General features: G+C 52.3%; 23 protein-coding genes and 1 riboswitch. Of the genes, 10 read left to right on the plus strand and 13 right to left on the minus strand.

Translation table 11 applies throughout. The annotated features are described in order from the left end of the window. Positions 1-28: 28 nt before the first annotated feature. Together CKQ54_RS19350 and CKQ54_RS19355 are read right to left on the minus strand one after the other, a co-directional pair. Positions 29-2005, minus strand: a complete 1977-nt coding sequence (locus tag CKQ54_RS19350; protein ID WP_120161575.1) for a glycoside hydrolase family 127 protein — start codon at positions 2003-2005, stop codon at positions 29-31. A 27-nt stretch (positions 2006-2032) separates the two neighbouring features. Then, a complete protein-coding gene (locus CKQ54_RS19355) occupies positions 2033-3442 on the minus strand; it encodes an MFS transporter (protein WP_120161573.1) in 1410 nt (469 codons plus the stop codon). A 273-nt stretch (positions 3443-3715) separates the two neighbouring features. Here CKQ54_RS19355 and CKQ54_RS19360 point away from each other — a divergent pair, with 273 nt between their 5' ends. Both CKQ54_RS19360 and CKQ54_RS19365 read left to right on the plus strand, forming a co-directional pair. Beyond that, a complete protein-coding gene (locus tag CKQ54_RS19360) occupies positions 3716-4552 on the plus strand; it encodes an AraC family transcriptional regulator (protein ID WP_120161571.1) in 837 nt (278 codons plus the stop codon). Between the two features lie 81 nt (positions 4553-4633). Further along, positions 4634-5320 carry a GntR family transcriptional regulator gene (locus tag CKQ54_RS19365; protein ID WP_120161569.1) on the plus strand — a complete coding sequence of 229 codons (687 nt, stop codon included), beginning with the start codon at positions 4634-4636 and terminating at the stop codon, positions 5318-5320. 56 nt (positions 5321-5376) lie between these two features. On the opposite strand, the gene CKQ54_RS19370 is transcribed toward CKQ54_RS19365, so the two are convergent. Together CKQ54_RS19370 and CKQ54_RS19375 are read right to left on the minus strand one after the other, a co-directional pair. Next, on the minus strand, positions 5377-5562 hold the full coding sequence (locus CKQ54_RS19370) for a hypothetical protein (RefSeq protein WP_113875996.1): 186 nt from the start codon (positions 5560-5562) through the stop codon (positions 5377-5379). A gap of 69 nt (positions 5563-5631) precedes the next feature. Continuing rightward, positions 5632-6243 carry a hypothetical protein gene (locus CKQ54_RS19375; protein ID WP_120161567.1) on the minus strand — a complete coding sequence of 204 codons (612 nt, stop codon included), beginning with the start codon at positions 6241-6243 and terminating at the stop codon, positions 5632-5634. A 241-nt stretch (positions 6244-6484) separates the two neighbouring features. On the opposite strand from CKQ54_RS19375, the gene CKQ54_RS19380 reads away from it, so the two are divergent. After that, positions 6485-7333, plus strand: a complete 849-nt coding sequence (locus tag CKQ54_RS19380; protein ID WP_120161565.1) for a hypothetical protein — start codon at positions 6485-6487, stop codon at positions 7331-7333. Between the two features lie 7 nt (positions 7334-7340). Here the strand turns inward: CKQ54_RS19380 and thiD are convergent, their stop codons facing one another. Then, a complete protein-coding gene (gene thiD, locus CKQ54_RS19385; protein ID WP_120161563.1) occupies positions 7341-8141 on the minus strand; it encodes a bifunctional hydroxymethylpyrimidine kinase/phosphomethylpyrimidine kinase in 801 nt (266 codons plus the stop codon). Continuing rightward, a complete protein-coding gene (gene thiM, locus CKQ54_RS19390) occupies positions 8138-8947 on the minus strand; it encodes a hydroxyethylthiazole kinase (protein ID WP_120161562.1) in 810 nt (269 codons plus the stop codon). The genes thiD and thiM overlap by 4 nt, the downstream gene beginning before the upstream one ends. A 34-nt stretch (positions 8948-8981) precedes the next feature. Beyond that, a riboswitch (TPP riboswitch) is annotated at positions 8982-9080 on the minus strand. A 126-nt stretch (positions 9081-9206) separates the two neighbouring features. Between thiM and CKQ54_RS19395 the strand changes: the two genes are divergently transcribed. From CKQ54_RS19395 to CKQ54_RS19405, 3 genes are all read left to right on the plus strand, one after another. Then, positions 9207-9668 (plus strand): GNAT family N-acetyltransferase, encoded by a 462-nt coding sequence (locus CKQ54_RS19395; RefSeq protein WP_425272794.1) that lies wholly within the window; start codon positions 9207-9209, stop codon positions 9666-9668. 139 nt (positions 9669-9807) lie between these two features. Then, on the plus strand, positions 9808-10467 hold the full coding sequence (locus CKQ54_RS19400) for a DUF3313 domain-containing protein (protein ID WP_120161558.1): 660 nt from the start codon (positions 9808-9810) through the stop codon (positions 10465-10467). 378 nt (positions 10468-10845) lie between these two features. Beyond that, positions 10846-11034 (plus strand): hypothetical protein, encoded by a 189-nt coding sequence (locus CKQ54_RS19405; RefSeq protein WP_112288915.1) that lies wholly within the window; start codon positions 10846-10848, stop codon positions 11032-11034. Positions 11035-11470: 436 nt separating this feature from the next. Here the strand turns inward: CKQ54_RS19405 and guaA are convergent, their stop codons facing one another. Together guaA and guaB are read right to left on the minus strand one after the other, a co-directional pair. Continuing rightward, the gene (gene guaA / locus CKQ54_RS19415; RefSeq protein WP_120161557.1) at positions 11471-13048 is read right to left on the minus strand and encodes a glutamine-hydrolyzing GMP synthase; all 1578 of its coding nucleotides are present in this window, start codon (positions 13046-13048) and stop codon (positions 11471-11473) included. Between the two features lie 223 nt (positions 13049-13271). After that, the gene (gene guaB / locus CKQ54_RS19420) at positions 13272-14738 is read right to left on the minus strand and encodes an IMP dehydrogenase (protein ID WP_015689478.1); all 1467 of its coding nucleotides are present in this window, start codon (positions 14736-14738) and stop codon (positions 13272-13274) included. A gap of 168 nt (positions 14739-14906) precedes the next feature. On the opposite strand from guaB, the gene xseA reads away from it, so the two are divergent. Next, entirely contained in the window at positions 14907-16280 is a 1374-nt protein-coding gene (xseA, locus tag CKQ54_RS19425; protein ID WP_120161555.1) for an exodeoxyribonuclease VII large subunit, read from the plus strand. 59 nt (positions 16281-16339) lie between these two features. Here xseA and CKQ54_RS19430 read toward each other — a convergent pair whose 3' ends face one another. Both CKQ54_RS19430 and CKQ54_RS19435 read right to left on the minus strand, forming a co-directional pair. Continuing rightward, the gene (locus CKQ54_RS19430) at positions 16340-18757 is read right to left on the minus strand and encodes a glycoside hydrolase family 31 protein (RefSeq protein WP_120161553.1); all 2418 of its coding nucleotides are present in this window, start codon (positions 18755-18757) and stop codon (positions 16340-16342) included. Continuing rightward, the gene (locus CKQ54_RS19435; protein ID WP_120161551.1) at positions 18754-20067 is read right to left on the minus strand and encodes an MFS transporter; all 1314 of its coding nucleotides are present in this window, start codon (positions 20065-20067) and stop codon (positions 18754-18756) included. Before CKQ54_RS19435 ends, CKQ54_RS19430 begins: the two co-directional genes overlap by 4 nt. A 214-nt stretch (positions 20068-20281) precedes the next feature. On the opposite strand from CKQ54_RS19435, the gene CKQ54_RS19440 reads away from it, so the two are divergent. The 3 genes from CKQ54_RS19440 to CKQ54_RS19450 all read left to right on the plus strand — a co-directional run bounded on the left by CKQ54_RS19440 (position 20282) and on the right by CKQ54_RS19450 (position 22880). Then, a complete protein-coding gene (locus CKQ54_RS19440) occupies positions 20282-21364 on the plus strand; it encodes a LacI family DNA-binding transcriptional regulator (protein ID WP_120161713.1) in 1083 nt (360 codons plus the stop codon). Positions 21365-21500: 136 nt separating this feature from the next. Then, positions 21501-22535 (plus strand): M4 family metallopeptidase, encoded by a 1035-nt coding sequence (locus tag CKQ54_RS19445; RefSeq protein ID WP_120161550.1) that lies wholly within the window; start codon positions 21501-21503, stop codon positions 22533-22535. Then, positions 22536-22880, plus strand: coding sequence for a protealysin inhibitor emfourin (locus CKQ54_RS19450; protein WP_113875984.1), 345 nt, complete (start codon positions 22536-22538; stop codon positions 22878-22880). Positions 22881-22882: 2 nt separating this feature from the next. On the opposite strand, the gene CKQ54_RS19455 is transcribed toward CKQ54_RS19450, so the two are convergent. The 3 genes from CKQ54_RS19455 to der form a co-directional block, all read right to left on the minus strand. Beyond that, positions 22883-23104 (minus strand): zinc ribbon domain-containing protein, encoded by a 222-nt coding sequence (locus tag CKQ54_RS19455; protein WP_112288922.1) that lies wholly within the window; start codon positions 23102-23104, stop codon positions 22883-22885. 12 nt (positions 23105-23116) lie between these two features. After that, a complete protein-coding gene (locus CKQ54_RS19460; protein ID WP_120161548.1) occupies positions 23117-24073 on the minus strand; it encodes an AEC family transporter in 957 nt (318 codons plus the stop codon). A 66-nt stretch (positions 24074-24139) separates the two neighbouring features. Further along, positions 24140-25624 carry a ribosome biogenesis GTPase Der gene (der, locus tag CKQ54_RS19465; protein ID WP_113875981.1) on the minus strand — a complete coding sequence of 495 codons (1485 nt, stop codon included), beginning with the start codon at positions 25622-25624 and terminating at the stop codon, positions 24140-24142. Positions 25625-25785: the final 161 nt, after the last annotated feature.

The following is a 25785-nucleotide window of genomic DNA, read 5'->3' on the forward strand; positions in this document are numbered from 1 at the left end:
TCTTCAATTTAACTCTAATCAACTCAAATCAGGCCTCATCAACCCACACACGCATCTCCCCTTCTCCCCTGTTCGCCCAGCTAAAATAAGGCACAAATGTCATGCTTTGCATCGTCGTTTCTTCTTCCGGAGGATTGAAGCTATATAACGGCTGCTGACCGGCCTGAACTGATAACCGGCGCTCACCTTGCGTCTGCAATAACGTTTTACCGGCGAGCAGTCCGCTGCCGGAGATCAGGCGAAATTGTGCATCCTGCGGCAGGCGTAAATTATGCAGTTCACTGCCGTTGTCGGCCTGTTCAAGGCAATACACCAGCGGGCCGCGCTGGATCGCCACTTTTCCTGAGACGTGCCGCAACAGGGCATTCCCCTTCACACGGGTTACCGGCATCGGTAATGTCATTTCAATGCGATCGCCTTTCTGCCAGTCCTGCGTCAGACGTAAATATCCGCTGCGCGTAAGCGCAGAAAGCGTCAGCGGTTTACCATTAAGCGTCACCTGCGGACTGGCGCACCAGTCGGGTAAACGCAGCGCCAGCGTGGCTTCAAGCGGCTGATCTGTGTCTATTTCAATCTGAACATGCTCTGTCCACGGATAACCACCGGACTGCTTCAGCCGCAACGATTTACCGCCGACCATCGCCTGCACGTCACTGCCGATATACAGGTTGATGTCCACGCCGTCCGGGCGCTGGGTATAAATGTAATGGCCGAGTGAAGCCAGCAGTCGTGCGATGTTTGGCGGGCAGCAGGCACAACCGAACCAGCGCTGACGCACTGGTTTTACGTGATCGTAGATATGATTGAACGGAATACTTTTCGGATGCACTTCCAGCGGATTCACGTAGAAGAAATGTTTGCCGTCGAGCGCCATTCCGGCCAGTACGGTATTGTAGAGCGCGCGCTCCATCACATCGGCATAGCGGCTGTCAGGATCCATCTGCAACATACGGTTGGCAAACATCATCAGCCCGATCGACGCACAGGTTTCGGTGTACGCCGTGTCATTCGGCAAATCGTAATCTGAAGAAAACGCTTCGCCGCTGCTTTGTGAGCCAATTGAACCGGTGATATACATTTGCCGCTGAGTCATGTTTTCCCACAACCGCTGGCAGACCTCGCGCTTTTCCTGATCCTGACTCAACCGCGCCAGATGAGCGACGCCGGCGTACAAATACACAAAGCGCACTGCGTGTCCGATAGCCGTCTTCTGTAACGCAACCGGCTGATGGGCCTGACTGTAAGCTTTATCTTTGACCATCCACGCCGGACCGTAAGTATTCCAGTGCGATGTTTTGCCGCGTTTTTCATATTCAATATCGTAGAAATGCGGCTCTGTACCGCGCTGCTCGACAAAATAGCGGGTCAGCTCGAGATAACGGGTTTCACCGGTAGCTCCATATAAACGCATCAGCGCCAGTTCGATTTCCGGATGACCGGGATAGCCGTGCAGCTGTTTATCTCCCGGCCCGAAAACATCCGCAATGTGATCGGCAAGTTTACAGACGATCTCCAGCAAGCGCGTTTTTCCGGTTGCCTGAGTGTAAGCCACGCCGGCTTCGATCAGATGTCCGGCACAGTAAAGCTCGTGACATTCGGCGAGATTCGTCCACCGCTGTTGCGGCTCTTTCACGGTGAAATACGTATTCAGATAGCCGTCCGATTGCTGCACCGCGCCCACCAGTTCGATCACCTGGTCTGCCGTTTCTTCCAGCGCAGGATCCGGCGTTTTTGCCAGTAAATAGCCGACAGCTTCCAGCCACTTCGCCACATCGCTGTCCTGGAAAACCATCCCGTAAAACTCGCCCTCACTTTGCCCGGCAGCGATGCGGAAGTTCTCAATGGCATGACTCGGTTCTGCATCGGCGACCTCATCATTAAGGGCCTTCCACTGATATGGCACGACGACGTCTTTGACCAGCCGCTGATATTCCAGCCAGAACGCGTCAGAAATATTGACCTTATCGAGCGGCACTTCTAAAGACTCAACCGGAGAAAACGACATACAACCTCCTGAATAGAAAAATAACGATTAAATTTTCGCGGCCAGTTCATGCGACATCCGCGTCAGCAATGTGTTATCGAGCTTGCAGAACATCAGAGTGATCGCCAGCAGAAGATGCATCGCCGCAGGCAACAGGGTTTCCAGCAGAGTGATCCCGCTCAACGACGCCGCAGTCTGGTGTTCCGCACCTGCCTGATAAGAGACAAAAATGAACACCAGGCTGATGATCCCGGCGCTTGATGCCCAGGCTAATTTGATGAAGAAAAGGTTGAACGCAAAATTCATCCCGGAAGAGCGGATACCGTTTTTCCAGTGTCCGTAATCATCGGCGAAGGCCATCAGGGAAAAGTGCAGCGGCAGCGTGAAACCGAGGATCACGCAATGAATAAAGATGATGCCCAGCCACAGCGTCTGATACTGCTCACCAACGGGCACAAACCACAGCAACAGAGAAAATACTGCCAGCACCAGATTGGTGATCATATACAACCGGACGCTGTCGATAAATTTGGTCAGCTGATTGACGATCACCGCGCCGAGAATTGACGCCAGCGTCACCATGCCGAAGAACATCGAGGCATAGCCCGCGCCGCCTTTCAGCACGTAAGTGATGAAATACATGTAGCCGCCACCGCGCAGGTTAAACACGTTGATTAGCAGGAAAGACATCAGCAATACCAGCAGCAACTGGTCGTTTTTCAACATGCCACGGATATGTTCTTTAACGCTGAACTGCCCGAGCAGCGCCAGCGGCAGGCGCTCACGCACAGTGAAAAAGCACCACAGAAACATCACCACCGCAACGGCGCACAACAGACCGACACCCTGCTGATATCCGGCTGCAGCATTCCCCTTGCCCAGCACCTGTACCAGCCAAGGCAACCCGACAGACACCATGAATCCCGCCACACCGCAGAGCACAAAACGCCATGACTGGCAGGAAATGACCTCACGATGATCGGTGGTCATGGTGTTAATCAGGGCACAGTACGGCACATTGATCGCCGTGTAAGACACGGACAGCAGAAAATACGTGAAAAAAGCGTAGGCAATTTTGGCGTCGCCACTCAGACCGGGCACGGTAAACGTCAGAAAACCCACGACGCCAATCGGCAACGCAATCCACAACTGCCACGGCCGGAAACGTCCCCAGCGGCTTTCCGTGCGGTCAGCCAGAATGCCCATCAGTGGATCAGAAATCGCGTCAATCACACGCAGGGAAATAAACAGCGTGCCGACAATCGCAGGCGTCAGGCCGAAAACATCGGTATAAAAAAATGTCAGAAAACTGGTGATCAGACAGGTTATTATCGTGCCGCCAGCATCTCCCAGCCCATAACCTATTTTCTCACTCACAGAAAGCTTAGCGTTGGCTGAAATTATTCCGCCCTCACCCGTTACCGGGGATGCGCCGGTATTAATGGAATCCGTTGACATGTTTTTTCCTCGCTTTTATATCGTTATTAATAAGCAACAGGAACAGGATAAATAAGGCTGATTATTCACATCATTCCGAAGAATAAATAAGGTACGCGGTCAATCTGGCACAGAGGCATCACGTCAACAAGAGGAGGATAAAGTAGTTAAACGGGACAATTCCGACTTGCAGTTTCAATCTGTGAAGCAGATCAAAACCTCCCGCCACGTCACTGGCAGTCGCCCATCCCTGTGCTAGTGTCAGGCTTAAACATCCCGCCGGAAGCCTGTTAAATGACTGAATGCCTTGCTTTTCCAGTAAATTACCCCGTGAAAGTTCAAAATGGCGGCCTGTTCATTTCAAGAGGAATTGGCACACATCCGACCCGGAGACTCAGTTCGCATGAGTTAATTTATGTGGTCCGTGGCACCTTGTCATTGCAGGAGGAAAATACACGTTTTGACGTGCATGAAGGCGAAAGTTTATTATTATTCCCCGGACGTGAACATAAAGGGCTAACCACATTCGATCCTGACCTAAAATTTTACTGGTTGCATTTTGATTTCGTGAAAGACGTGGCAATTATCCAATCACAGCAAAATAATGCCTCTATACAGCTGGATATTCCACAACACTGTAAAGTCAAAGACCGGGAGACTATTCTGACGCTATTCAGATTATTTTTATATGAACAGGAACGCGGCGGAAATTCCCTTGAGTTGTTCTTGCTATTACTTTTACAGGAAGTCTGCCGCGCCTGGCCGGACAACGTCGAACCTGATGGTCCTGGCGTTGCGCTGGCGTATAAAGCGCGCCAGCTGATCACAACACAATTTCATTTACCGCTGGGTGCGACGGAGCTGGCTGAACGCCTGCACTGCAACGCAGATTATCTCGGGCGGGTTTTCCGTCTGACGTTCCAGATGACGCTGACCGATGCGCTGCATAAGCAACGGGTGACGGCAGCTGAAAAGCTTTTACTGGCCAATACCGGTAATGTGGCGGACGTTGCTCGTCTGACCGGCTTTAATGATGTGGCCTATTTCCGCCGGGTATTTCGCAAACTGCTGGGCATCACACCCGCCGCCTACAAAAAACTGTATTGTCGTGAACATATCAATTCACAGTAATTCTTGCGCTAACAATCTCAAAATCCTGAGAAAACTCATGTTAGTATTATGGCTTCCCGACTATAAAGACAACATTTGCCCATGACAGACTCCTTTGAATTTCTCAGTAATGTGCCGGTTAATCAGCAGATTTACCGCACCTTGCGTCAGGACATCGTCACCTGTGCCATCGCACCGGGAGCATTTCTGTCGGAAAAAGAAATATCGACCCGTTTCAATGTGTCCCGCCAGCCGGTTCGCGAAGCCTTTATCAAACTGGCCGAAGCCGGACTGGTTCAGGTTTTGCCGCAGCGCGGTACCTATGTGATGAAAATTTCATCTAAACGTGTAGCGGACGGCCGTTTCATTCGTGAAGCCGTCGAAACTGCCGTAGTGCGCCGTGCGGCAATGGTCGCAACAGATAAAGATCTGGCGCTGCTCGAACACAATCTGGAACGCCAAACTCTGGCAGCAAAAAGTCAGCAGACGCAGGAATTTTTACTTCTCGATGATGAATTCCACCGCACAATTGCGCAGATCATAGATTGCAAACTGGCGTGGGAAACGGTCGAACACATTAAAGCGACGATGGATCGCGTGCGCTTTTTAACGCTGAGTAGGGTGTCGCCTCCGGAAAGTCTCATTGCGCAGCACTACGCCATCTTTGAAGGGCTCAAAGCCCGTGACCCGGATGCCGCTGAAAAAGCCATCCGTATCCATCTGCAGGAAATGATTTCAACCATCACACCGATTGCCGAGCAAAACAGCGACTGGTTTGATGCCGAGTAACCGATTTATCCCCGCATTATGAAATCGACACCAACGCGGGGAGACATGAAGTCACTTCAGGGTAATTTACTGAAGTTGTTAGATGGATGATAGTAAGCTTCCGGCGGACCAAAGACGTCGAGATCGTCTGCGTCTCCCTCTGGACGTATCTCATCGCAATATCTCAGAAATCCGACAATTTTCTCCACCATCTTCACCTGTCGTGGGGTCAAATGACGCATTTTTTCCATGTCCAATTCCATGTGCAACTCCTGATAAGTAAATTATATCGGTTATATATCCAGTATTATTAAAAATGATTAAATCAATTACTAACAATGTCGATTGACAAAATTAGCTTTCACATATTCATTCAACAAATAGTACGTAGACTCGCATTCCATCTTTCCAGCCACCTGAGTCATTGGCGCTTCATAGGTATAAAAGCTCATAACAGCTTCGTTAACAATATCCTTAATAATGAATTTAGCACTCTCTTTTTTCAATATTTCATTTTCATTAAAACTGTCGGCATAGATAACCATCATGCTTAAACTGTAACGTAGCATTTTTCCTAAGAGAGGATGCCCTTTTGTCTTGCGATAGAAATTCTCCAGCGAGTTTAACTCCAGAGGTCCGGTCACAGGCCGGCATGACTTTAGCAAGAACGCAGCCCGCTCCTGCTGAGAATTGTTGAGACAGAACACATATGCCGTCTGTTCTAAACCAGATTCACGTGGTTTATTTTTTCTATACTGCTTAAATAACCATTGCCAGTTAAGCAGGTTTTTCTCAGGTTGCAGTAAATTTCGTCTCGCACGACGCTGCTGCCAGATAATATCACTCCGGCGAATACGCCTTATAATAAGCGGGACATTTAACTGAACGAAAGCCGCATTCATCGTCGATAATGTTTCGCAAATTACCTTTTCATGTAACGCCATATATCCTGCTTATTCCCGCGCATCAAAATAATGCCGAAATAATAATCCGCACTCTGCAATTAACAATAGTCCATGTTATTTTTGTCGAGACGCCTCGTAAAATTTCGTCCTTGCCCTCATTAATAACCGCCTCTGTGACACAGACAGTTTACGACGAAGTGCAAATTTTGCGGGTTAGCCCTAAAATCTGTATGACAACTTAGTGTAAGCTGTAAACCACACCAACACCGTGGATACTCTTATGCCAGCTGCCGTCTCCCTGAATAAAAGCTATTACAGCGCCGATCAGTCACTTTCCCTCTCTCAACTCGATAACGAGAAAGTCACGCAAATCGTGCAAGATCTGGATGTGGCTGAAAGTGAAAAAGAACATTACGTGATGGGCTGGATGGGCCAGAACAGCGTTGTGGTCGTCAGAAATTATCAGGATAAGCGCGGCACGTCGAATGGCCTGGTGCTATCCCGTGGCAACCGTTACAAACTCACCGTCCAGGCGATTACCTTCCGCATCCCTAAATTTTTGTTGTGGGTGACCTTCCGTCGCAAGCCGCGCACAATGACCGTTATTGCCTATAACAAACTGGGCGAACAGGCGACCGGCCTGCAACAATTTATCCATGTGCAGGATCCTGAGTTACGGGAAAGGCTGGAAGGTGACTGGCGCGAGCTTAATGATTATCTCGGCATGGCCTGCTGGCAGATGGACAACAACCGCCCGCTGTGGCGTCAGTTACATCAGGAAATCTCGCCACAGGCTTTGTGGACTCTGGCAGAATCATCGTGGTTCAGCGGTAAAAAACTACAAAAAGATGGCGAATTTGAAGGCTTGTGGTCGCACGAACAATTTATTGGCCGCCGCACCGGTGAGCACGCCGCATTGCTGCTGTCATGGAAGGACGAAGAAAACGAGGATATCGCCAGCTATCTGTTTGAAAGGGTTTCAGCGAACAAAATCCGCATCATGCTGCGTCCGCGTAAAGAGGAGAAATTCTATCCGCTGAACCCATTTGACGCCGTGCATCTGCAACAGGCTCTGATTAAATTTCATCAGGCTGAACAGGCGCTGAGTGAAACCCAGCGCCGCGCTTAATCTGCTGTCACCACCAGCGGTGGAAATGATGGACCGGGCCGATGCCGTGACCAACCTCCAGGGAATCGGCCTGCATCAGCGCCTGCTGCAAATATTCTTTGGCTTCGCGTACGGTATCGGCCCAGTTGTTATGACGCGGTCGCAATGCTGCAAGTGCCGCAGATAACGTACACCCCGTGCCATGAGTGTGACGGGTGTCCACACGCGGCGCGGTAAACCGCTCGCGTGAACCGGCCATAAACAGCCAGTCAGGACTTTCCTCATCACTCAGATGACCGCCTTTCATCAGCACCGCGCCACATCCCATCGCCAGTAGTGCTTCTCCCTGCTCTCGCATTTCGGTTTCATTAGTCGCTGTCGCACACTCCAGCAACGCGGCGGCTTCCGGCAGATTTGGCGTAATAATGGATACCTGCGGGATCAGCAAACGGCGCACGGCATCCACGGCTTCCGGCAGTAGCAGCGGATCGCCACTTTTCGCCAGCATAACGGTATCCAGTACCACAAAGGGCGGCTGATAATGTCTGAGCCGCTCCGCAACCACTTCCACTATCTGACTGTTTGCCAGCATGCCGATTTTCGCACTGTCTATACGCACGTCGCTCAGTACGGAATCCAGCTGCGCTGAAACAAACTTCGGCTCGATGTTATAAACTGACTGCACGCCGCGGGTATTCTGCGCCACCAGCGCGGTGATCACGCTGGTACCGTACGCACCCAGCGCCGAGAAGGCTTTCAAATCTGCCTGGATCCCCGCTCCACCGCTCGGATCTGTGCCGGCAATCGTCAGTGCATTAATCCGTTTCATTGCATCCCCTCCCCGTTCAGCCACTGCTCATCTATCAAATAAAGATTATCGAGGAACTGAGGCGTGAAACTGCCCGGTCCGTTTACGGCCGCACAGGCACGTTCACCGGCACATGACATCACCCGGCAGGCAGCAGCAACGTTATCCAGCCGGTCGCCCGGTAAAGCCACAAAGGCCGCCACCACAGCTGACAGTGCGCATCCGGTACCGACAATGCGTGTCATCATCGGATGCCCGCCTGCTACGGCCCGGCTACGTTCGCCGTCAGTGACATAATCCGTTTCACCCGTGACAGCGACAATCGCGCCGGTGTTACGCGCCAGCTGTTGTGCGGCAGGTAAAGCTGACAGGGAGTCGTCGCCGCTGTCAACGCCGCGGCCGGAGCCGCTGAGTCCGCTGAGCGCAAGAATTTCGGACGCATTACCACGAATTGCAGCAGGTTTAAGCGTGATGAGTTCAAGGCAAAATTCGGTTCGCCAGCTCAGGCCACCGACAGCGACCGGATCCAGTACCCACGGCTTTCCGGCCAGATCTGCCGCGTGAACAGCTGCCAGCATCGCATCGGCGTGAGGACGGGTCAGCGTGCCGACATTCACCAGCAAAGCATCAGCAATGGCACTGAACTGCGCGGCTTCGGCGGGATCAACCACCATCGCCGGGGACGCCCCCAGCGCCAGCAGGATATTGGCAGTAAAAGATTGCACGACGTCGTTGGTCAGGCAGTGGACCAGCGGCGCAGAGAGGCGGAGTTGTTTCAGAGAAGTGGCGGCTGTAGAGCCGGGCAACAAGGTAGGTCGGGTATTCATAAGTCTCCCTACCGGCGCTAAAGAAGGCGGTATCAGGAGAGATACCTGACTTCCCTACGCTGGCATAATCCAGATCAGGTAATACGGGTAAAATCTCAGCCCTGCTTTACAGCGGGCACCCCGAGTCAAGGAAGCATTATTGGTGGCGAGGGTCAGAATATCAATCAGGAAATGCGATATAAAATCGTTAAGTCAACGTAATTGAACTCGCCGCACTTCACTGGCAGTATCGGAAAACAAACCTAAACCACAGACTTTGATGATAAAAAATTCTCAGGAGCTTTCTTTGCCATCACCCCTCAAAATCCGGCCTTATGAAGAAGCAGACCGCCCGTTTTTACGCACGTTGTATCTGGCCTCACGAAAGCACACCTGGACATGGCTGGAGGATGATTTTCAGCTGGAAGATTTTGATCGTGCTGTTATCGGCGAAAAGATACTGGTCGCCGAACGTGACGGACATTTGCTGGGCTTCGCCTCGATTTTCACTCAGGAGGATTTCCTGCATAACCTGTTTGTCGATCCCAAATATCAGGGAACCGGCGCAGGTTCGGCGTTGCTTGAGGCTGCGCAAGAGACGTTTACCCGTCAGGGCTCTCTGAAATGTTTAGTAAAGAGTAAAAAATCAGTCGATTTTTACCTGTCAAAAGGCTGGAACATCATGGCTACAGGGGAAAGTCCAAAGGGCGAATACTATCTATTTCATTCATCAAAAAAATAATTAAAGAAGAAATGATTACCTCACATAACCGTTTTTTCGCGATCCTGACGGATATCAATTTTTCTTTTTAGTTAAGAGGTTAAATTCCGCAGCAGTGCTATACATACTTGGTCTTCCTTAAAATATTTCGAGGGTACGAATGAAAAGAATAAAACTGATGCAGGTTGCTGCAGTCGCTGGCGTGCTGTTTTTAGCCGGTTGTACCAACCACGTCACACAAGCGGATAAATTCTCAGGCTTCCTGGGGGACTATTCCGGCCTTAAGGAAGTTAAAACCGCAGGTGGCAGTCCGGTTCTTCGCTGGATTGACCCTTCGTTCAAAAAAGCCAACTACTCCTACATAAAATACGAACCGATTAAGTTCTATCCAGAGCCTCAGCCTACTGAGCAAATCAGCAAGGAAACCCTGCAGGGCGTTCTGGATTATGCTAACAGCCGTATGAAACCTGCGCTCGCTGAGCGTTTGCCTCTGACAGATCACGCGGGGCCGCGTACCTTGATCTTCAAAGGTGCAATCACCGGTGTGAATACTTCGGCTGAAGGTCTGCAATTCTATGAAGTGATCCCGGTTGCCCTGGTCATTGCCGGTACTGAAACCGCGACCGGCCACCGCACACGTGATACCGAAGTGTATTTCGAAGGCGAGCTTATTGACTCAGCAACCGGCAAACCGGTAATTAAAGTCGTCCGTAAGGGCTTCGGAAAACAAGTTTCTAACGATACACAAAAAGTCACTGCGAACGATTTGAAAACCGTGGTTGATAGTCTGGCGAACGACACCAAGTTGTTTAACGAGTAATTTTCGTCACCGCATCACAATCAGGGCAGCCAGTTGGCTGCCTTTTTTCATACTGAATCAGCAATAAACTCACGCAGCCACTGATGAATGGAAATCCGCGCTGGATGCCGTCAGCAAAATGGCGGTGATGTGATATTCCGGTACTGACACTGCAGCCGGACATTACACCGGGGATAAATGGGTTCACGGCGCATCTGAAATAACGTTTTATGTTACCTGAACATTTATTAATGCAAGGGTATCCCCCCAGCATTCTGGCGTTATGTTTTTTGGAACAGGCCTCGTAACTATGAAAATATAACTATCACAAATTCCGTTTTAATTTGCAGGTGTTTTAAAACTTGAGTAATCTGCCTTTCGTTATCAGGGAGATTAAAAATGGAATTCGACATCACGACATTTTTCAAAGCCATACTCGGCGGCGCAGGTGCAGGATATGCATTCACTGGCGGTATTTCTCTTGCACTACCGGAACTTATCGTCACGGACAGACTATTGCTTTCAATGGCGGCCATCGGTGCAGTGTTGTTGCCACTCCTGTATCTAAAGAGCATACGGAGAAAGTGAGTTGCGAGAATTACACTGGTACCTTCCCGTCAATTCAGATCAGCTTGCGCACTTCTATTGTTATCTCTGCGTTAGTTATATTTTTGTTCATCTGACATGGGATGCATTTTCGATAAAAACACCGGCATTTTCACTGGAGAACCTCCAATATAAAGTAGGGGAAATATTTTCATCAGCCACTTTTGCCAATAGTCTTTTCTTTATTGTTATTTTACTGGATATAAATAATCCTCTGAGAAATTCTGATGCATTTATTTTTCCACTCATTTTTTCAGCAATTTCAGGGATCTTTATTTCACTATCGGCAATAGTGCCTAAAGCGAAAAGCTAACAAAGTCATTGGCTATGACAACAATTAAAACAGATATAAAAAAAAGCCCCCTGCAACAGCAGCGGGCTTTAAGAGCTAGTTATCGGCTAAGGATATATTGCCGAATCATTCCCACTCAATTGTTGCCGGTGGTTTACCAGAGATGTCATACACCACGCGGGAAATGCCGTTGACTTCGTTGATGATACGGTTGGAGCAGCGGCCGAGGAAATCATACGGCAGGTGCGCCCAGTGCGCGGTCATGAAGTCGATAGTTTCTACTGCGCGCAGGGAAACTACCCAGTCGTATTTACGGCCATCGCCCATCACGCCAACGGAGCGGACTGGCAGGAAGACGGTAAAGGCCTGGCTGACTTTGTTGTACAGATCGGCTTTATGCAGTTCTTCGATGAAGATCGCATCGGCGCGACGCAACAGATCGCAGTACTCTTTCTTCACTTCGCCCAGCACGCGAACGCCTAAACCTGGCCCCGGGAACGGGTGACGGTAAAGCATGTCGTACGGCAGACCGAGTTCCAGGCCGATTTTACGCACTTCGTCTTTGAACAGCTCTTTCAGCGGCTCAACCAGACCCAGTTTCATTTCTTTCGGCAGACCGCCCACATTATGGTGCGATTTGATCACGTGCGCTTTACCGGTGGCAGACGCCGCAGATTCGATCACGTCAGGATAGATTGTGCCCTGCGCCAGCCATTTCACTTCATCCTGCTTGCAGGCTTCTTCGTCAAACACTTCTACGAAGACGCGGCCGATGATTTTACGTTTGGCCTCTGGCTCATCAACGCCAGCCAGTGCTGACAGGAAACGCTCTTCGGCGGCAACGTGAACGATATTCAGACCGAAACGGTCGCCAAACATTTCCAGAACCTGATCTGCTTCATTCAGACGCAGCAAGCCGTTGTCCACGAATACGCAGGTCAGACGCTCGCCGATTGCACGGTGCAGCAGCATCGCGGTGACGGAGGAGTCAACGCCGCCGGACAGGCCGAGGATCACGTGGTCGTCGCCAATCTGTACACGCAGACGTTCTACGGCATCTTCGATGATTTTCGCTGGCGTCCACAGGGCTTCGCACTCGCAGATATCCATCACGAAACGCTCGAGCATACGCAGGCCCTGACGGGTGTGCGTCACTTCCGGGTGGAACTGCACCCCATAGAAGCGTTTTTCTTCGTTGGCCATAATGGCAAACGGGCAGGTCTCGGTGCTGGCAACGGTCACGAAATCAGACGGGATAGCCGTCACTTTATCGCCGTGGCTCATCCAGACGTCGAGCAGCGGTTTGTTGTTCTCGCTCAGGGCGTCCTGAATGTCGCGGATCAGCGCGCTTTCAGTCTGAACTTCAACCTGCGCATAACCAAATTCGCGCTCGTTTGAGCCTTCAACATGGCCGCCTAACTGCATCGCCATGGTTTGCATGCCGTAGCAGACGCCCAGAACCGGTACACCGGCTTCGAAAACGTAATCAGGGGCGCGCGGGCTGTCATGCTCGGTGGTACTTTCCGGGCCGCCGGACAGGATGATCCCGTTCGGATTGAATTCGCGGATTTGGGCTTCGGTTACGTCCCAGGCCCAGAGTTCGCAATAGACACCCAGTTCACGCACGCGGCGCGCAACAAGTTGGGTGTACTGGGAGCCGAAATCGAGGATCAGGATACGGTGCTTGTGAATATTTTCGCTCATGAGGGGGCGTTTTCCAGAAAGCAATAAAAGCGTTAAAACGGAATATTAATCAGCCCGGAAATAACGGGCTGGGTATTAATTTGTAGTGACTCGATCCAGGCGCTCGCGAGCTAAGGTGAGGCAAAGCGGAAGCTGGCGAAAAAGCGCAGTTTACATGACGTAAATGAGCATTTTGAGCCAGCTTCCAACGCCGGCTCGCCGACGCGCAGCAGCGACTATGGGATTAAGAACCCATGCGGTAGTTCGGTGACTCTTTGGTAATCGTCACGTCATGTACGTGGCTTTCCTGGATCCCTGCACCGCTGATGCGGACAAACTCAGCCTTGGTGCGCAGGTCGTCGATGGTAGCACAACCGGTCAGCCCCATACAGGAGCGCAGACCGCCCATTTGCTGGTGGATGATTTCTTTCAGACGGCCTTTATACGCGACGCGACCTTCGATACCTTCCGGTACCAGTTTGTCGGCGGCGTTATCAGTCTGGAAGTAACGGTCAGAAGAGCCTTTGGACATCGCGCCCAGAGAACCCATGCCGCGGTAAGATTTGTACGAACGGCCCTGATACAGCTCGATTTCGCCCGGAGATTCTTCTGTACCTGCCAGCATCCCACCAACCATCACGCAGCTTGCGCCAGCAGCGATAGCTTTTGCGATATCACCGGAGAAGCGGATACCGCCGTCAGCGATAACCGGAATACCGGTGCCTTCCAGCGCTTCAACCGCGTCAGAAACAGCGGTGATTTGTGGAACACCAACGCCGGTTACGATACGGGTGGTACAGATGGAGCCAGGACCGATACCGACTTTCACTGCGCTCACGCCTGCTTTCGCCAGTGCCAGAGCACCTGCGCCAGTCGCAACGTTACCGCCAATGATTTGCAGATCCGGGTATTTAGCGCGGGTGGCGCGGATACGTTCCAGAACGCCTTCGGAATGGCCGTGAGAGGAGTCAATCAGCAGAACGTCAACACCCGCAGCAACCAGCGCATCGATACGTTCTTCGTTGCCCGCGCCCGCACCAACCGCTGCACCGACGCGCAGGCTGCCCTGCTCATCTTTACAGGCATTTGGTTTACGCTCAGCTTTCTGGAAGTCTTTTACGGTGATCATACCGAGCAGATGGAATTGCGCGTCAACAACCAGCGCTTTCTCTACACGTTTTTCGTGCATTTTTTGCAGCACGACTTCGCGGGCTTCGCCTTCTTTGACGGTGACCAGACGCTCTTTCGGCGTCATGACCGCAGTCACAGGCTGTTCCAGATCGGTCACGAAGCGCACGTCACGACCGGTAATAATACCGACCAGTTCGTTTTCTTCAGTCACGACCGGATAACCGGCAAAACCGTTAATTTCGGTGAGTTCTTTAACCTGACGCAAAGTGGTCGATGGTGTGACTGTTTTAGGGTCAGCAACAACGCCGCTTTCATGCTTCTTCACGCGACGGACTTCTTCCGCCTGACGCTCAATAGACATGTTCTTGTGGATGAATCCGAGGCCGCCTTCCTGCGCCAGAGCAATCGCCAGATTCGCTTCAGTCACGGTATCCATGGCTGCGGACAGCATAGGGATATTCAGACGGATTTTAGCGGTCAGTTGAGTACCGAGGTCGGCAGTATTGGGCAGAACTGTGGAGTGGGCTGGAACAAGGAGAACGTCGTCGAACGTTAGTGCTTCTTTTGCGATACGTAGCATGGGCAATATCTCACCAAGGTGGATGCGGAAAAGATAAAATATTGCAGCGGGAGTATACAGGTGAGTAGGCATTTCGACCAGAACTATTTCAAAAACTTCTTGATTACCTTTTGCGGGCATGTAGTATCGTTCGATTAAGTCTCTGTTTTTGAATTTGATCTGGATCACATGTCGCTACCTTCTTCGCCTCCTATTTTTACCGTAAGCCGCCTCAATCAGACGGTCCGACAGTTGCTGGAAAACGAAATGGGTCAGGTCTGGCTCTCCGGTGAGATTTCAAACTTCTCTCAGCCTTCCTCCGGCCACTGGTATTTCACGCTCAAAGATGACCGTGCGCAGGTCAAATGCGCGATGTTCCGCAATTCCAACCGCCGCACGACGTTCCGTCCGCAAAACGGCCAGCAGGTTTTAGTTCGCGCTACGATTACGTTGTACGAACCACGTGGCGATTATCAGCTGATTGCAGAAAGCATGCAGGAAGCGGGCGACGGTCTGTTACAGCAGAAATTCGATTTACTGAAACAGCAACTGGCCGCCGAAGGTCTGTTTGATGCGCAGTTTAAACAACCGCTGCCCTCGCCCGCTAAATGCGTGGGTGTGATTACTTCCGCCAGCGGCGCTGCGCTGCATGACGTCCTGAATGTCTTAAAGCGTCGTGACCCGTCGTTGCCCGTCATTATCTATCCGACGTCCGTTCAGGGCGTGGATGCGCCGGGCCAGATTGTACGTGCCATTCAGTTAGCTAACGCCCGCGAAGAAGTGGATGTGCTGATTGTCGGACGCGGCGGTGGTTCGCTGGAAGATTTGTGGAGTTTTAACGATGAGCGTGTGGCACGGGCAATTTTTGCCAGCCGCATTCCGATTGTCAGCGCCGTCGGTCACGAAACCGATGTGACGATTGCCGATTTTGTCGCGGATTTACGAGCACCGACGCCGTCTGCTGCCGCCGAGTTGATCAGCCGTAATCAGCTGGAACTGCTGCGCCAGATCCAGTCACAGCAGCAGCGCCTCGAAATGGCGATGGATTATTATCTCGCTCAACTGACGCAGCGCTTCACGCGTCTGAATCACCGTCTGCAACAACAGCATCCACATTTACGTCTGGCGCGTCAGCAAACCGCCTTGTTTAAACTGCGGCGTCGTCTTGATGAAGCCATGCAAAACCAGCTGCGTCAGATGCTGCGCCGCACCGATCGCTTGCAGCAACGCCTGACGCAACAGCAGCCACAGCCGCGCATTCACCGTGCTCAGCAACGGGTTCAGCAGCTTCAGTACCGGCTGCAACAGGCGATGTCATCGCAGCTGACCGAAAGCCGTCAGCGTTTTGGTACCGCCTGTACACAACTGGAAGGCGTCAGTCCGCTGGCGACCCTTGCCCGTGGCTATAGCGTGACGACGACGCCACAAGGCGCATTGCTGAAGAAAACCACGCAGACCGCTCCGGGCGATACACTGAAAACACGTCTGGCCGATGGCTGGATTGAAAGTGAAGTGAAATCGATCGTTGTAGAGAAGAAAGCGCGGAAACGTGCGGTTAAATAAGCGCTGGGTTTAAAATCCTCCAGCTGCTCCCCCTTCGCAGGGGGAGCAGCTGGAATGACCTACAGATTATAACTTTCCTTCCTTTCACCATTCACCCAAACTTCGCGCGCTTCGCCTTGCGGCAGTACGATATTCAGGGTTTTCCAGGCAGGTTTGAAATCGCCGCGCTGCGTCAGCGTGATATTGATTCGCTGCTCGTCACTGCAAATATCCCAATTGAGCCACAGCGCATGATTCTGCTCCCAGCGATGGCTTTCGCCGTCGTCCTCAAACAACATGCCGGATGAGGTCGCCTGACCCGGAGCCGGATACACATGCAATTCACGCAGTGCATCTTTGCTGGCATCAACATGTGCGAGACGGCATGATTGCGGCAGTGCAGCGCCTGCGCGAACCAGCAGCGGCAACCTGTCCAGCGGTGCGTCGAGGGTGATGGTCTGGCCGCCAGCAAACCATTCGCCGGTATAGAAATCGCACCAGCCAATGCCGTTATCCGGCAGGTAAACATTCCGTTCACGCAGCCCTTCATCCACCACGCTGGCGACAAGTAAATCACGGCCCATCAGGAAATCGTCGGTTTCCGCGAAGGTGTTTTTGTCGTGCTCGTGATCGAGGAATGTCGGGCGCAGCATCGGCTCATCGTCCGCATGCGCCTGCCATAACAAGGTGTAGAAATACGGCAGCAGACGGTATCGCAGACGAATAGCGTCGCGAATAAGCGGCGTCACCTGCGGATACATCCACGGCTCATTAACGGTGTGATCGTCATTCCAGGAATGAATGGTGAAACGCGGATGCATCACGCCGTTTTGCACCCAACGGACAAACAGTTCAGCATCCGGCTTATCCCCTGAGAATCCGCCAACATCGTGCCCGACGTTATACAAACCGGATAAACTCATGCCGATGCCCATGCGCGTGTTGTAGCGCAGCGTCTGCCAGTTAGTGCGGTTATCACCGCTCCACGTTTGCACATAACGCTGCATCCCGGCACAACCGGAACGTGAAATCAGATACGGGCGGGTTTCCGGCGCAAAACGTTGCTGCGCTTCAAAAGACGCGCGCATCATCAGCAGCGGCATCACCGGACGGATATGTTTGATGGCGATAGACTTGCCGAAACCATGGCAACGCGCATCGCTGTCCCAGACTTCGTATTCGTTATTATCATTCCACGTCGAACCGATGCCTTTTTCCAGCAACTGTTGCGTCACGCCTTTTTGCCACCAGCGCACAGCGGAAGGATGGGTGAAATCGAGGTGCGACCCTTCGTCGTCCCAGAAAACAGAACGTTCCGGCACGTTGTCTTCGCTGTCGCGGATAAACAACCCCTGTTCCGCCACCTGCCCGTATTGCGGGTGATCCTGCAACAGACACGGTTTGATGTTAGCTGCGAGACGAATACCGGCGTCAAGAAATGCCTTTGACATCACTTCCGGTTCCGGCACTTTGTCGTAGTTCCAGTTGAACACGTAACGCTTGTTGCCGATCGAGGTGTAACCCGATGAAAGCTGGAATGAATCGCAGGGAATTTCATGTTGCTGACACAATGTAATGAATTTCATCAGTTGCTGCTGGGCGTCCGGCGCATCGGTGTAATACATGGTCGAACCGCTGTAACCGAGACTCCATTTCGGCCCGAAAGTGGTTTTACCGGTCAGGCGGACCAGCTTTTTGGTGACGTCCAGTGACGTCGGCCCGATGAACAGGTAGTAATCCAGATCACCCGCTTCAGCACTGAAACGACGATAGGGAAGATGGTAATTATCCAGTTCATTGCCGAGATCAAGCCAGACATTGCTGAGATTGTCGTAGAACACGCCAAAACTTACTTCATTGCGGCGCGTCATTGTAAACGGAATATGTTTGTACAGCGGATCAGTGCTGGCAGCGTTATAGCCCATGGCATCCAGATTACGCATTTCGAAACGACGACCGCTGCGATTGAGATCGCCGGCTTTCTCTCCCAGTCCGTACACGCCATCCTGCGCCTCACGCAGCTGATAGTGCGCCGACGCGTCGTTTTTCACGCCGAGCATATACGCGCCGGTTTTACGATCTTTCACCAGAGGTTGCCAGACACCCGCCCCGTTCTTGTATTCCCATTCCAGCCACAAAGGCTGATGAACAGTGACACGTAGCGCGTCAGTGGTCACTGTCAGGCGGTCATCACTTTGTTCCAGCTGATAGCCCGGCAATGAAAAGCCTTCGTTGCTCAGACGGTCACGCCCTTCCCAGGGCACATCGTTCAGGGGCGCGGTACTATTTTTGGGTGCGATACTATTTTTGGGTGCGGTACTATTTTGCGGTGCGATGCTCCAGGTACGATCCAGCGCCAGTTCGCCGTTGCGCTGAATGAATACGCGGACTAAACCTTGTTCCAGCACACGCAGAGAAAACAGATGTTTGCCATCAATGCGCAAATCCACGCCTGCGTCATCCTGCCCGGCAAGCTCCCAGTGTTTTAACGTCTTCATACACTCTCCCTTTTTGCCGGATTGCGGCGTTCAGCGATCAGGGCAATCAGGAAGACTGCGCCGATCAAATCAAAGAAACCCATCGCGATAAACAGCGGATTGAAACCCATTTTGTCGGCAACTGCGCCGATCAACAGTGAAAACAGGAAGCTGGCGATCCATGCGGAAGAACCGCGCATACCGTTGACTGTCGCTACCTGACTTTTATCGAATGTCTCCACCACCACCGCGCTTAACATGCAGGAAATCACCTGATGACCGAATCCGCCGATGGAGATCAGGGCAATGGCGGCGTACGGGCTTTGCGTGACGGCGACCAGCGCCAGCGACAGCATCATGAATGCGCCGGTAACAGAACTGGCGACGATGGAGTTGATGCGTGTGCAGCCAAAAACTTTGCGGTACAGCGTGGTGAGATAGCCGCTGGCAATACTGCCCAGATCGGCGGCCAGGAACGGCAGCCAGGCAAACATCACGATGTGTTTTAAGTCCATCCCGCGTTCGTTGGCGAGATACAGCGGCACCCAGAAACTGAATACAGCCCATGCGGGTTCCGCCAGAAATGCCGGAATGGCGATACCGTAGAATTTCTTGTTTTTACAGACGATTTTCAGTGATTTGATAAACGGCAGTCGCGTTTGTTGCGGTTCGTTATCGGAACGGATCAGCGCCAGTTCATCTTTGCTTAAGTTCGGATGCGTTTCCGGTGAATGGTAGAACTTCCACCACAACAGAACCCACAGCATTGACAGCACACCGCAGAACAGGAACGCTCCGCGCCAGCCAAATGACACATGGGCGACCAGAATAATCGGCGGTGCCAGCATGGCACCAATCGAGAAGCCTACGCCTGCCCAGCCTGCAGCAACCGGACGTTCCTTACGCGGAAACCAGTCAGAAATCGCTTTGGCGTTGGCCGGTGTGGCCGCCGCCTCGGCGCTGCCCATAAAGAAGCGCAGAACGGCAAGCTGGATCCAGCTGCCGGCACCCGCGTGCATCATGCAAACTACCGCCCAGATTGAGGCACAAATCAGAAAGCCCAGCTTCAGGCCGATCACGTCAATCAGCCAGCCGCATAAAGGCTGGAAGATGGTGTATGCCGCCTGAAATGCCGCAACGATGTAAGAATATTGTTCAGTGGTCATGTTCAGGCTGGTTTTCAGTTCAGCCGCCAGCAGACCCAGAGAATTTCGCGTGACATAGTTCACCGTCACGCCAAGGAGAAACAGCGCCAGCATCCACCAGCGTAAGGCTTTTATTTTCCTGCGTTGTGCAACCGCAGCCGTCCCGGTATTTATTTGAATTGTCATGTCCGCTCTCCCACCCGTCGGCCTGGCCGCAGATGATGTGTTATGTGAGGTACTTCTGCAGAGTAGGCAGCTGGATTTGTGAGTGAAACGTGATTTTTTGCAAAAGCTTTCACGCTATAACTGCAGGAAGAAGTCAGGGAGGATAAAAGCTCACAGGCAGCACATTTTCTGATATGAAAAATTTTGCATGGACGATTTTGAAGGAGATCACAGTTTGAAAGGAAAGTTAAATATCCAGCAAATTGCCGACCAGACAGGGCTGTCAATCAGTACCGTTTCACGTGTTTTAGCCGGAAAAAATAACACCAGCAGCAAGGCGCGCGACAGCGTGCTTGAGTGTGCCAAATCTCAGGGCGTGCTCAATGGTCTTTCCACCGGCAGGCTGATGCTCAACAACATTTTGATTTTCGCCCCCGCCCGCGCTTTTGATGTGCGCAGCGATATTTTTTACTACAAGGTGATCCAGGGCATTCTGGCTGCCACCGCCCATCATGAAGTGCGTGTCCGCTACTGCGCGCTGGAGGAGGAAAACGCCGACGCCGCGCTGTTCATCGCCAAAATGACCGATCCTCAGACCGAAGCCATATTGCTGGTCGGTATAGACGACCCGCATATTCATCAGCTGGCGGCCGAAATGGGCAAGCCGTGCGTGCTGGTCAATTGCCATGACCGGCACATGCGTCATGACAGCGTCAGCCCGGACCATCAGACGATGGGCGATTTCGCCTGCGACTACCTGTTTTCTCAGGGGCATAACCACATCGTGACCGTACAATGCCTGCGTCGTCATACGATGGAACTGCGCCTGACCGGCATCAGACAGGCGTTCGCCCGCCATCATCTGACTTTCAGTGACAGCCAGCATTTGCTGAATACCTCAGGATTCGGCGCGCAGGAAAGCGAACAGACGTTACTGGAATACCTCGATGGTTTACCACCCGGCCAGCCGATGCCAACGGCGATCCTGGCCGGGGGGGATTTTATGGCTTCCGGCGTAGTCGCCGCGCTGGCAAAGCGAGGTTTCTCTGTACCCGACGATATCAGTGTGATCAGCACCGACGGATTCAATCTTGCTGAAATTCATGACGTACCGCTGACGGCGGTGCATGTGCCCCGCGATGAACTGGGCGCTGAAGCTATTTCCCTGTTGCAACGACGTATGTTGCGCCCCGATGCGCCCCATACCACCCAGCTTTTACAGGGAAAACTGGTGGTGCGCGAGTCAGTCAGAAAAGCCAGCGGACGCGCCGTGACCTGTCATCCGCATACGTTGTATGACCCGCAGCCGGACAGATAAATCTCATCTTTAACAGACGAATCGCCCGACAGTCCTATACTGACCATTGACGACTAATCATTAGCCGTCTTTCAGTATCAGTCGGTCAGAACACCTTGCCTTCACCTTCGGGTGACTCTTGATAAGGAGATTCACGATGAATCACAGTTCAGCGAAGCGTTACAACAGCGTTATCCCACCATACATGCTCAACCGCATTATTGAGCACGGTTCAGAACCTCAGCGCCGTTGCGCGAAACAGACTCTGGTCCACGTCAATACGTTAATGGCGCAGCCTTATGCAAAACCGCAGAAGATTGTGACTGCCAAAGCGGGTCAGGTTGAGCGTGATATTTACGATGCCAAAAACACCACGCAACTGCCCGGTGAATCGGTTCGTAAAGAAGGTCAGGCCAGTAATGGCGATGTATCTGTTGATGAAGCCTATGACTATCTTGGTGTGACCTATGATTTCTTCTGGCAGGCGTACCAACGCAATTCGCTAGATGGCAAAGGGCTGGCGTTGCTCGGTACGGTTCACTACGACAAAGGCTATCAGAATGCTTTCTGGAACGGTCAGCAGATGGTGTTTGGTGACGGCGACGGTGAAATCTTCAACCGCTTCACTATCGCCATTGATGTAGTGGGACACGAACTTTCCCACGGTGTGACGGAATCTGAAGCCGGTCTGAACTATAACGGACAATCGGGGGCGCTCAATGAATCCCTGTCAGACGTGTTTGGCTCGCTGGTGAAGCAGTTCCATCTCAGGCAAACCGCCGATAAAGCGGACTGGATCATTGGTGAGGGCTTGCTGGCAAAAGGCACTCATGGAACCGGCCTGCGCTCGATGTCACACCCCGGTACGGCCTATGACGATCCGTTACTCGGCAAAGATCCGCAGCCTGCCGACATGAAAGGCTATGTAAACACCCGCGACGATAACGGCGGTGTACATATCAATTCGGGGATCCCTAACCGCGCATTTTATCTGGCGGCCACTAAACTGGGAGGTAACGCCTGGGAACGTGCGGGTTACGTCTGGTATGACACGGTCTGCGATAAATCCCTGTCGAAAGATGCTGACTTTGTCGCCTTCGCTCAGCTCACTGTCAAAAACGCAGGCAAACGCTTTGACGATTCTGTCGCGCAAGCCGTTCGTGAAGCCTGGGAGCAGGTTGGAGTGATGTAAATGAAACCTTTAGATTCGCTGGAAAGTAATACGGTAATTGAAATCTACCGTGAGGGAGGGGTCGCTTTTATCCCCAAACTCAGCGGACCGCGACGGGTTGAGCTTTCAGGCATGAGTGATGACAAACGGCGGGAAATTTGCCAGCTCATCAACAAAGCTCTGCCTTATGCTCAGGAAAAAGAAAACGCCGGTCGGGGTGACCAGCGTTATTTCCGTCTCGAGATTTATTACGCGTCGGCAGAGCATTCCGCCAGTCTGGTGGTGATTATTCCCGAAACCGAGACTCCCGAAGAACTGGTGGATTTATGGAAACAGGCTCCGCCCGACGATCACTCTTGCGAATAGGGTCAACAGGGTGAATAGGTAAACGTTACCCGTTTTTTAGAAATCATTCCGTGCCCGTTTTGGCAGAAATAATCCACCGCGCCGCAGGCTTTCAGTTCCTGCAACGGTTGCTGACAATCCGGGCATAATGCCGTTTGCTGATAATCGGTATGGCAAGCATCACAATGAAAGTGACCGCTTACCCAGCTCATCGGCTGGCCGCAAACCGGACAGAGCGCATCCATCGTACTTCCCCTCTAAATGACGCCCAGCGTCCGCAGTAAATACAGACCCAGAGCCGTCGTGAAAAATGATCCCAGCGTCGTGACGGCAATAATATTGGCCGCCAGCGTAGCATTACCGCCCATCGCACGGGTCATGACATAGCTGCCCGCCGCAGTGGGTGTACAGGAAAAGAGAAATATAACGCCGAGCGCCGCGCCGCGAAAGCCAAACAGCCATGCACCGAAAGTCATCAGCGCGGGAACAAATATCACGCGTGAGGCTGAAGACCAGGCCGCCACGTTTGAGCTGCGAAACATCGCTTTCCAGTCTAGGCTTGCTCCGGCACACAACATCGCCAGCGGCAAAGCCATACCTGAAATAAAATCACCGGTGCTGGCAATCGTCGCCGGCATCGGTAAATGGCTGTACTGAAACGCCAGCCCGAGTACCAGACCAATAATAAGCGGATTAGTGACGATGCCATGCAGAATGGGTTTAAGGCCGATACGTTTGCCCTGCCCGCCTTTCAGGCTGCGGGTCAGCGTAATCACGGACAGCACGTTGAAGAGGATCACTGTGACCGCCAGATACATCGACCCCAGCGCAATACCCTCGCTGCCAAACGCCAGCGACGCATAAGCCAGCCCGGCAATACCGGTATTCGCTCGAAACCCGCCCTGCACAAAAATGCCGCGCTCACGGGGATCTTTCACCAACTTAATCGCCACCAGTTCCAGCAGCAAAAAAGTCACGACGGTACCAAGTCCGCCATAAATGGCGAGCGGCAAGTTAGAACCCGAGGAATCATGCCCTTGTGCCACGCTGAAAAAAAGCAGGCAAGGTAAGGCGATATTAAATACCAGACGGCTGGCTTTCTCGTTAAAACTGTCATCCATCAGGCCAGTGCGGCGTAAAAACACGCCCAGCAGCAAGATCAATAAATTGGGAACCGTAACGCCAAACGCAAAACTCCAGGTCTGCCAGAACATCCAGCCAGCTCCTTGCGGGAAAATGAAGACAAAAAAATGGGGTACATTTTCATGCACCCCATTCGTTTAGGATTTGTTTTTCAGGTGCTGCATCAGACGTCGGCGCTTGCGCTGCTGGTGAGGAGAAAGCGAGTTTTTCTTGCCTTCATACGGGTTCTCACCTTCCTTGAACTGAATGCGGATTGGCGTACCCATCACTTTCAGTGAACGGCGGAAATAGTTCATCAGATAGCGTTTGTAGGAATCAGCCAGATCTTTCACCTGGTTTCCGTGGATAACCACGATTGGCGGGTTATAACCCCCGGCGTGAGCATATTTCAGCTTAACGCGACGACCGTTAACCAGCGGTGGCTGGTGATCGTCAGCGGCCATCTGCATGATACGGGTCAGTAAGGAAGTGCTTACACGCGTGGTCGCACAGGTATAGGCTTCGTTCACGGATTCAAACAGGTTGCCTACACCGCTGCCGTGCAGGGCAGAGATGAAGTGGATACGCGCGAAATCGACGAAACCAAGGCGCAGTTCCAGCTGGTCTTTCACCTGCGCACGCGCTTCTTCGTTCATGCCGTCCCACTTGTTGACGACAATCACCAGTGAGCGCCCGCTATTGAGGATGAAGCCTAACAGCGAGAGATCCTGATCGGAAATACCTTCGCGGGCATCGATGACCAGCATCACCACGTTGGCGTCTTCAATCGCCTGCAAGGTTTTAATTACCGAGAATTTCTCAACGGTTTCAGTCACTTTGCCGCGCTTACGCACACCGGCGGTGTCAATCAGAACGTATTCACGCTCGTCACGCACCATCGGGATATAAATACTGTCACGGGTCGTGCCCGGCATGTCGTAAACCACGACGCGTTCTTCGCCCAGAATACGGTTAGTCAGTGTGGACTTACCTACGTTCGGGCGCCCCACGATAGCCAGTTTGATTGGCAGAGACTGCGGGTCGAAATCGTCTTCCACGTCTTCAGGGATTTCATCGCCGGTGCCTTCCTGCTCAGCCCAGTAAGCGGCATTCGCCTCTTCTTCGGTGAGTTCGACTTCTTCCGGCTTTTCGCCCACGAACGGGATCAGAACGTGTTCGATAAGTTGCGTAACACCACGACCGTGGGAAGCGGCGATGGCATACACTTCGCCAAGGCCCAGCGAGTAGAAATCGCCGGTGGCGCTGTCCGGATCCAGACCATCAGTTTTGTTGGCGACCAGGAAAGTGGCTTTTTCACGGCTGCGCAAATGCTGGGCAATGCCCTGATCGGCAGGCATCAGGCCCGCACGTGCATCGACCATGAACAGCACGATATCCGCTTCTTCGATAGCGAGCAGAGACTGCCCGGCCATGCGGGTTTCAACGCCGTCTTCGGTACCGTCGATACCGCCGGTATCCACGATGATGAATTCATTACCCTCAATTTCGGCACGACCATACTTGCGGTCACGCGTAAGCCCCGGGAAATCCGCAACCAACGCGTCACGCGTTTTAGTTAAGCGGTTAAATAAAGTGGATTTACCCACATTCGGGCGCCCTACAAGCGCAACGACAGGTATCATTTTGAAGCCTCAGTTTTTTTAATATGGTGCAAAACGCAAATAGCGGGCCTGCAGAATTTCAATACAAACCACTATAATTCAAATTGTTACAGCGTAATCGGTTTATATCCGTTACGCAGATTTCAGAATACGAAACGGCCCCTGAGCAATTCAGGAGCCGT

The sequence above is a fragment of the Rahnella variigena genome (genome assembly GCF_003610915.1).
GTDB classification, from domain to species: Bacteria; Pseudomonadota; Gammaproteobacteria; order Enterobacterales; family Enterobacteriaceae; genus Rahnella; species Rahnella variigena.